The organism is uncultured Boseongicola sp. (genome assembly GCF_937988555.1).
Lineage (GTDB): Bacteria > Pseudomonadota > Alphaproteobacteria > Rhodobacterales > Rhodobacteraceae > Boseongicola.
Window position 1 is genome coordinate 1 of record NZ_CALJXO010000027.1, and the last position, 8,770, is coordinate 8,770.

Genomic DNA, 8,770 nt, shown 5'->3' on the forward strand with positions numbered 1-8,770 from the left:
TGCCTATCCTTGTAATAGGCAGCCCTGGCGGCAGCCGCATCATTGGCTATGTCGCGCAAGGCATCATCGCCCACTTGGATTGGGGCATGGACATGCAGCGGGCTGTTTCGATGCCGCATCTCGTAAATCGCTTTGGTACATATGACTTGGAAGCGGGTACGGGGGCTGAAAACCTCGCTGAACCGCTGACTGACCTTGGGTTTGAAGTAAAATCCAGAGGCCTTAACTCGGGACTGCATGCGATAGCGATAGGCGACCAATTACAAGGTGGTGCGGACCCCCGCCGAGAGGGAATAGCGCTTGGCGAATAGAACGATCAGCGCCAGTGCACGATCGGTCTTCTGTTTCTTGTGCGAGCACGGAAATGTTCTGACTACGAAGTGTGTATCAAATCAGGTGGCAAGTGCCCGGTCTTCATCGGACATTGCATCGGGCAGATCATCGAAGCTGGAATAGTTGAGCCGGTAGAGTTGCGCATAGAGGCCTCCGAGCTCGATCAGAGTATCGTGGTTACCTTGCTCTACCAGCCGCCCCTGTTGCAGAACGATGATGCGGTCGGCATTCCGGATCGTGGCGAGGCGATGCGCGATGACCAACCCGGTACGCCCTTCCAGCAGTCTCTGCAGCGCTTTCTGAATCTGCATTTCGGTGTAGCTATCGATATTGGCGGTAGCCTCGTCCAGCACCAGAATTTTAGCATCTGCAACCAGCGCGCGAGCAAAGCTAAGCAGCTGGCGTTGTCCAAGGCTCAGGTTGCTTCCGCGCTCTGCCAGCTTGGTGTCATACCCCTGTGGTAGTGCCTCGATGAATTCATGCGCGCCAACGGCTATTGCGGCTTCAACCACCGCATCGTCATCGGCCCAGTCGGAGGCATAACGAATGTTTTCCCGTATTGTCCCGGTGAATAGGTAGGGCTCTTGCAGCACCATTGCGATATGGCGTCCAAGGCTCTTCTGTGTGACGTCTCGCACGTCACGCCCGCCAACCAAAACCGCGCCGTCCTGCACGTCGTAAAACCGGTGTATCAGCGCCATTGAGCTTGATTTCCCAGAGCCGGTCGGGCCGACTAGCGCCACCGTTTCACCAGAGTTCACGCGAAAACTAACGTCTTTGAGCACGGGGTGCTCCGGATTGTAGCCGAAGCTCACATTGCGGAATTCGACCGAACCATCATCGCAATCCCCGAGCGGCGTCGCATCGGGGGCGTCTTCGACATCGACATCGACGTCCAGAACTTCTGTTAGACGATGGCCAGAAGCCATCGCGCGCTGCATTACCGAATATTGCATTGTCAGCGAGCGGATTGGGTCGAAGAACCGCTGGATATAGAACAGGAACGCCACCATGACGCCGACCTCGATACGCCCTGACACCACCATCATGCCACCGGCCAAGGCCACCACAGCCATAGCGCTGCCTGTCAGAGTGTCCACAATCGGGATCATGATCTGCGCCAGTTTCGAGGCGCGCAGTTGGGCATTGTAAGTATTGTCAACGAGCTGCCCATAAAGTTCGGCATTCAGGGTGCCGCGGTTCATGGCTTGAACGGCACGCACGCCGTGAATAGCCTCGGCCAGAGCGCCATTGGTGATGGAGTTCGCCTCATGGGCAGCCATGAACGCGGCACGGGCCCGGCTTAGCCACAAGATGCGAACCCCGAATAGTATCGGAATGACGATCAGGACCATCAACCCCAGTTGCCAGTCGAGCCAAAGCATAACCACTACGATCCCAAAAAGGAGCAGCAGGTCCCCTATAGCGAGCACCGAGGTTTCAAGGAATTCCTGCATCGAGTTCACATCGCCTTGCAAACGCGACATCAGCCGGCCGACCTCGGTTTTGTCCATGAATGAGAGCGACACGCGCTGCAAATGGCTGAACATTGCGCGCCGAATATCGAACAGAACGTCCTCGGCCATTCGGCCGGTCACGATCTCCTGCACACGGGAAGCAACAAAATTAATGGCGACGACGATAGCAAAGACTGCCAGGACGCCCAGCAGCACGGTGGGGGGCGTATCCGGCGCCATTCCATTATCGATTGCATAGCGGATTAAAAGCGGGATTGTCAGCTGCGAGCCTGTGAATGTTACCACGGCGGCAACGGAAATCGCCACATGGCGTTTGTAGGGGCGGACAAACTGCCAGATCCGCTGAGCGACCTTGCCGTCGAACACCCGCCCAAAGATCTCCTCTTCGATGCGCTCCGATCCGACAACTGCGCGCATACGTGGGCGTTCATCCTCGTGCGGGTCACGCGGCTCATCGGCTCTTGTCTTGCTCATGGTACATCGACCTTCTCGGCCAGCATCTCGGCATTTGGACGCATCTGCAGTGCGTGCAAGTCGCTGTAGCGTCCTCCCAGCTTCAACAATTCCTCGTGGCTGCCTTGTTCAACGATCCGCCCGCGTTCCAGAAACAGGATCCTATCAGCGTGCATCAGGCTTGCCAGCCGATGGGCCACGATCAGCGTCACACGATCTTTGGCATATTCTTTTAGTGCCCTTCGAATGCGGTTTTCTGTGCCGGCATCAATGGCGGCCGTGGAATCGTCGAAGATTAAGACCGCAGGCTTCATCATAAGCGTGCGCGCTATAGATAGTCGCTGGCGCTGGCCGCCGGACAGCGACACACCGCGCTCGCCGACGATCGTGCCGTACTTGCCGGGCAAACCAAGGATATAATCATGCAGTTGCGCGGACTCCGCGACGCCGCGGATTTGGCGCGTCTCAGTGAAGGGATCGGCATAGGCGATGTTGTTTTCGATTGAGGTTGTGAACAAGAAGTTGTCTTGCTGGACAACAGCCACAGCCTGACGAACTGACGCCAGGGTTGCATCGCGAATGTCCTGGCCGTCGATGCTGATGGAGCCTTGTGTGGGATCGTAAAAACGCGGGATCAGGTGCATCAAAGTCGTTTTCCCGGAGCCTGGCGGGCCGACAATGCCGACAGTCTCGCCCCTGTGTGCCTCGAAGCTGATGCCTGACACTGCCTTTCGGTCCGCGTTCCCCGCGTATGCAAAGCTAACATTTTCAAGCTTCAGCGTTCCGTCGGTTATCTTCAGATCTTGCGCGTCCGGTGCGTTGTCGATTTCGGTTTCGTGGTCAATGAGAGCGAATAGACGCGCTCCACAGGTCGAGGCGCGAGCGTATCCATTAACCATCATGCCCAGCTGCCGGACTGGCATCTGGAGGATGGTCATAAAGGTCAGGAAAGTGGCCAGAGTGCCCAGCGTGATTTCCCCTGACGCTACCTGCCGTCCGCCAAAATACAGGACCAACCCCATGGCGGCAAAGAATGCCAGCGTCATCGCAGAGGTGTTCTTGACGCGAGTTTCGATCCTTTGATGGCTAAGTTCCAGCGCCGATTTTGAGGCGACCTCGAACTTTGCCATTTCGTACTCTGAGGAGGCAAAGGCGCGAACCACGCGAATACCGGCAAGGTTTTCCTCCATTACCTGACTGAGAACGCCCAGCCTTTCTTGTAGGGTAAGCCAGGTCCGGCGGAGAGCCAGTCGCATAACCGTGCTGCGCCATCCCGCGAAGGGCACGAATGATAGTGCGAGCAGGCCAAGACTTAGATTGGTCGACAGCAACAGCGTCGCTCCAAGCCCGATCAACAGGCCCAGAAGCACGGTGCGCACCAGTGCGGTGGAAAAAAACATCCGCACACCTTCCAGGTCCAGCATTCCAACCGTGATCAGATCTCCCGAATGGGTCCGGTCGTGGAACGAAAAGGGCAGGCTCTGGATTTTTCCGTAAACAGCATTGCGAATATCGCGCGCCATCGAATGCCCGACGGATTCTGCGGTGTAGTTTTGGATAAGTGTGAAAAACCCGCGTCCAACGCTTGCCAGAAACAATAGCACTGCAATCTGGTAAAGCGTTTCGGGTTCGGCCCCTGCCGCGGCCACGGCTTGGGTCTGATCCACCGCGCGCCCCAGGAGAACTGGGATCGATAATTGCATAAGTACCGCGGCCACAGTTGCCGCCAGCGCTAGCCCGGCGCGCACGGGATAGCGAAACGACATCCGCGTGATGCGGGCGATGGCACCAAGCCCTGCGTGTGGGTCAACAGTGGCTGTTCGGCGAAATATCCGGTCGGAACTAACGTCACGGCCAGATTGGGAGTTTTTTGTCATTCAATTGTTGCTGCGGACTGAGCGTCGCGGCCTCCATATGGCTCGAACTAATAGTCTAATGTCTGAGAGACTGGCAATGTTTGATCGTGAAATGAAGTCGGCGCGGCTCGGGGCGTTGACACAAAAAGCCATCTTGAGCCGGCATGGTGGCTCTTTGACCGCCGTGAATGGCGTTATCATGCCTCCTCGACGACCGATCTGACGGCGGGGAATAAGCGTTGAATGGCCAAAGTATCCTCCGTACGCCGCCAGTTCACGCCCCCGTCCACAATTATTCCACTCACGAACCACTCAAGCGTTGGTGTATTCTGACTAAACTGGCGCAACGTCCTAAGCTGGCTGTCATCTGATAGTTGAGAGAAAAAATTCAATTACCTTATGTGTCTGGGCCGACCACGCTGTTATGCAAGACACCAATTTCAACGATCTCGCTTTCGACTACGTCTCCGGGCAGGCAGTAGCGCGTTGCGGGGGTCAAGCCTGGCGCGGGAGACCAGTTGCCGCCTAACTCTTTGTCGGTCGACCAGGCCGTGCCTGCGGGCGTTCCCGTCAGAATGACCATGCCAGGCTTGAGTGTGAAGTTAACCGAGAAGAAATGGATCAGTTCCGCGCAGCTCCAGATCATATCGGCCGTGCTTGTTTGCTGACGCAATTCGCCGTTGATCCGAGTGCGTAGTGTGAGCGCTTGAGGATCGGGCAGTTCGTCGACGGTGACGATGACGGGACCAAGAGGCAGACTTGTGTCAAAAGCCTTGCCGCGCCCCAATTCATACCAAGTGAATCCCTCCGGCGTCCTTCGCACCTGCCGATCGCGGGCGGTCGCGTCATTAGCGACAGTATAGCCGAAGACATGATCTAGCGCCTGATGCACCGGAATATGGCGGCCGGGTTTCCCAATGACTACGGCCAGTTCTGTTTCCAGATCCAGCTTTTGCGTCAGTTTGGGATCGCAGATGATACTTTCTCCAGGTCCGATCACACAATCGGATGTCTTGACGAAGAATTCGGGTTCCTTGCCACTGAGCGGGGTATTTAGCTTTTCCGCATTGTGAGCATGATAGTTGCTGCCCGCGCAGAGTACGGTCGAGGGCACCACAGGCTCCAGCAAATGTATGCGCTTCAACTCATGCCGATCTGTTTCTGCCGCATCGGACATCATCCGACGCGCCTCGCCAAGCGCCGCGGCCCCCCCCGAAATAAAGGCCGTCATGTCCGAAAAGGCTCCCGTCGAAAGGTCAATTACCGTGTCACCATCCAGCACGCCAAACCGTGTAGCACCGTCCAATTCGAACCGACATATACGCATTGAAGTCCTCCTTTATCGTGACAGAAAAGCGGCGGTCAGAATAACCCCAAGTCCCGCAACGCCAATGCGAAGATACTTATCGGGTACAAGTTGCGTCAGCCGTGCGCCCATATAGCCGCCCGCCAATGCGCCAGCCAGAACCGTTCCGGCTGCGACCCAGTCGATCAGACCCGAAAAGGCCAGTGGTATCACCGCAACTGTGTTCATGCTGAAAGCGAAAAGGTTCTTGGTGGCATTCGCTTTTCGCATGCCCATGCCCGCCAGCGACAGCACTGCTAGCAAAATAAACCCGTAGCCTGCGCCGAAGTAGCCGCCGTAGATGCCAGTCACGAAGAGCAATATCCCTGTGACCGATTGCAGGCGATCGCCTGGAAAAAGGCGCTTCATGATATCGGTCAGGCGGTTGCCCAGTAGGATTGCGATTACCGCAATGATCAGCAGCACAGGTATGACTGCCAGAAATGCCTTTTCGGACGACCAGATCAGCGCCATGGCTCCGCAGAAGGCGCCTAACAGTGCAGGTAGCATCAGCCTTACAAGCCCGCGTATATTGTCCAGTAACTCGTGCCGAAGCACCCATATTGCGGGCAGTTGAGACGGCCAGACGGCGGCGGTGCCCGTCGCGTTGGCGGCCAGCGGTGGTAGCCCTGCGGCCAGTAGCATCGGAAAAATGAAAAGTTTGGCGCCGCCCGCCGCGGCGTTCACGATACCACCCAAAACTCCTGCGGCCAGGAATAGCGCAAACTGAGCTGTCATCCATGCGGCGGCTTTTTAAGCACGGCATCAGGCAGACTTGTCGCGGTCAGCGCGAAATGTTGAGCTGTCAGCTCGCAGGCACGGCCAGCCTCACGTGACAGCACGGCGTCTGAAATCGCCTGGTGTTCGGCATCTAGGTCGCGCTGTCCCAGTTTTTGATAGACTGATGCGCGTCGATAGCGCGCGCATTGATCATGTAGGCTGGCGCGCACCTTCAAAAGCCATTTGGAACCACAAGCCGCGACCATTGCGGAATGAAAGGCCGTGTTGGCATCTTCCCAGGCGTCGGGAACACCGGAAGTGATCTGAGCCAGCGCCGCGTCCTGTTTGCGCATAAGATAGCTTGCCGCGACCACCTTGGATTCCCATTCCGTATCGCCTTTGGCGATCGAGAGCCGCAACGCGGCCAACTCGATTTCAGTACGGGCGATGTTCAGATCCTGGAATTCGATCAGATTAAGTGGCGCGACGGTAAATCCACGATTTCCTTCTGCGATCACCAATTGGTCGGTGGCAAGCATCTGCAATGCTTCGCGCAGTGGAGTCGGACCCACTTCGTAAAGCGTTTTCAGCTTTTCGATCCGCAACCGCTCTCCGGGGGGGCGTACACCGCTAATAATGTCGACGCGCAGCGCCCGATGGGCGGCCTGGGCAAGCGTCTCGCCGGCATCCAGCGTCAAGCCAGTAGCGGTGGCGTTGATCAGGAGGTTGAGGTCACTCAAAGGCGTTTCCTAATTTGCTGCTTGGGCGCTCTTTGACAGATTTATTTCAATATTGACAGGCTTGATTCTATATGTAATCCAATTTTATCGATAAAATGGAGTTGTGTCGAGAAAATGAAACTGGTCACGTTTAGAAGTGGTGGGAAAATCGGTGCTGGCTTTGTTGACGGCAAGCAGATCGTGGTCTGTGCCGAAGGCGAGGATGCGGCCTATGCTGTGCGCTCCCTGATTGAAACCGGACCGGAGGGTATCCAGGATTGGGCCGCGAAAGGTGCAAACGCAGAGCGCGTTGCGCTGGCAGATGTAACACTGCTGGCTCCAATTCCTGAACCGCGCCGTGACGTGTTCTGTGTTGGAAAAAACTACTTTGCACATGCCAACGAGTTTCACTCCAGCGGATTTGATTCCAGCGGGAAGGAGGCTGTGCCAAGCGCACCGATCATCTTTACCAAGGCCACGACAAGTATTGTAGGACCGGACGCCGTGGTGCGCGGTTCGCTCGACCCGACGCAGACCGTGGACTACGAGGGCGAGCTTGGTGTCATCCTTGGCACGCGCGCTTTCCAGGTGCCCAAGGATAAGGCCTATGATCAGGTTTTCGGCTATGTGGTCATGAACGATGTCACCTCGCGCGAATTGCAGCGTCATCACAATCAGTGGGTCATCGGAAAGGGCATCGATACATTCTGCCCGATGGGACCTTACATTGTGACGTCAGATGAGGTCGGAGATGTAACCAAGCTGGTGCTTGAGACCGAAATCAATAGCGAACCTCGCCAGAAAGCATCGGTCGCCGATCTGATTTTCGACATTCCTACTCTGATCGAGACGATGTCCGCGACTATGACTCTTTTGCCTGGCGATATCATCGCCACGGGCACCCCCGATGGGGTTGGCATCGGCTTCAAGCCGCCCAAGTATCTCGCCAAGGGTGATCGTATGAGTGTGCGCATCACCGGGCTTGGAGAGTTGAACAACACGATTGGCTGACACTCAATCCGGCCAGACCGATTTAGACTGATGGAAAATTCCAGGGAGGATACAACCATGAAGACATCAATGACCCTTGCCGCAGCAGCGGCGTTCGCGGGACTAACTGCTGCACCGCTTGCAGCACAAGAGGTCTACTTCGCGGGAAAAAGCATCGACGTGATCGTGCCCTTCGGCCCGGGCGGCGCGACTTTCGTTTCAGCCAAGTTTCTTGAGCCCTATTTCGAAAAGCATCTGCCAGGCAATCCCGAGATAAACGTTATCGACCGGCCCGGTGGAGGGTCGATCCTGGGGGCCAACTGGTTTGAACAGAACGCCAACTCGGACGGCACCACGATCCTGTTCACCACGTCATCGACGGCTAACCCCTTCGTGCTTGGACAAGAGGGCGTGGAATACAAACTGGCGGATTATCGCGTCGCCTACAGCCATCCGTTCAGTGCAGTGGCCTATGTGTCGCCTTCGACAGGGGTGACCAGTGCCGCTGACATTAAAAGCTCTAACGTTCCGCTGATCTATGGTGGCATCGCCGCTGCAGCATCTGACTTGCCGGGCCTGTTGTCCTTCGAGGTTCTGGGGGTTGATGTGAAATCGGTGCTTGGTTTTAATGGACGCGGTCCGGTGCGGCTTGCGTTCGAACAGGGCGAGGTGAACATCGACTATCAGTTCACACCGGTCTACCTAACCCAGGTCGTCCCGTCCGTTGAGGCCGGCACAGCCGTTCCGCTTTGGACCGGTGGCGCCGCAGATGCTGACGGCAATCTGACCCAGCGCGATCCGATCGCGCCAGAATTGCCATCGGTCTACGAGGTCTATGAAGAGCTGAACGGTAAGGCACCTGCAGGTATCGAGTGG

Annotated in this window: 8 protein-coding genes; 3 read left to right on the top strand and 5 right to left on the bottom strand. The window is 56.6% G+C overall.

The window, feature by feature from the left end; translation table 11 throughout:
* Window positions 1-311, top strand: a 311-nt coding sequence (locus Q1B15_RS01435; protein ID WP_299749051.1) for a gamma-glutamyltransferase, incomplete at its 5' end; no start/stop codon positions are given.
* An 81-nt stretch (window positions 312-392) separates the two neighbouring features.
* Here the strand turns inward: Q1B15_RS01435 and Q1B15_RS01440 are convergent.
* The 5 genes from Q1B15_RS01440 to Q1B15_RS01460 form a co-directional block, all read right to left on the bottom strand.
* Window positions 393-2,285: an ABC transporter ATP-binding protein gene (locus tag Q1B15_RS01440; RefSeq protein ID WP_299749054.1), complete on the bottom strand. Its 1,893-nt coding sequence runs from the start codon at window positions 2,283-2,285 to the stop codon at window positions 393-395.
* The gene (locus tag Q1B15_RS01445) at window positions 2,282-4,141 is read right to left on the bottom strand and encodes an ABC transporter ATP-binding protein (protein ID WP_299749057.1); all 1,860 of its coding nucleotides are present in this window, start codon (window positions 4,139-4,141) and stop codon (window positions 2,282-2,284) included. Before Q1B15_RS01445 ends, Q1B15_RS01440 begins: the two co-directional genes overlap by 4 nt.
* A 376-nt stretch (window positions 4,142-4,517) precedes the next feature.
* Window positions 4,518-5,447, bottom strand: a complete 930-nt coding sequence (locus Q1B15_RS01450) for a fumarylacetoacetate hydrolase family protein (RefSeq protein WP_299749060.1) — start codon at window positions 5,445-5,447, stop codon at window positions 4,518-4,520.
* Between the two features lie 12 nt (window positions 5,448-5,459).
* A complete protein-coding gene (locus Q1B15_RS01455) occupies window positions 5,460-6,203 on the bottom strand; it encodes a sulfite exporter TauE/SafE family protein (protein WP_299749063.1) in 744 nt (247 codons plus the stop codon).
* Window positions 6,200-6,925 carry an FCD domain-containing protein gene (locus tag Q1B15_RS01460; RefSeq protein WP_299749067.1) on the bottom strand — a complete coding sequence of 242 codons (726 nt, stop codon included), beginning with the start codon at window positions 6,923-6,925 and terminating at the stop codon, window positions 6,200-6,202. Before Q1B15_RS01460 ends, Q1B15_RS01455 begins: the two co-directional genes overlap by 4 nt.
* 114 nt (window positions 6,926-7,039) lie before the next feature.
* Here Q1B15_RS01460 and Q1B15_RS01465 point away from each other — a divergent pair, with 114 nt between their 5' ends.
* Entirely contained in the window at window positions 7,040-7,915 is an 876-nt protein-coding gene (locus tag Q1B15_RS01465; protein WP_299749070.1) for a fumarylacetoacetate hydrolase family protein, read from the top strand.
* Between the two features lie 57 nt (window positions 7,916-7,972).
* Window positions 7,973-8,770: tricarboxylate transporter (locus Q1B15_RS01470; protein ID WP_299749073.1), on the top strand; the 798-nt coding region annotated here is incomplete at its 3' end.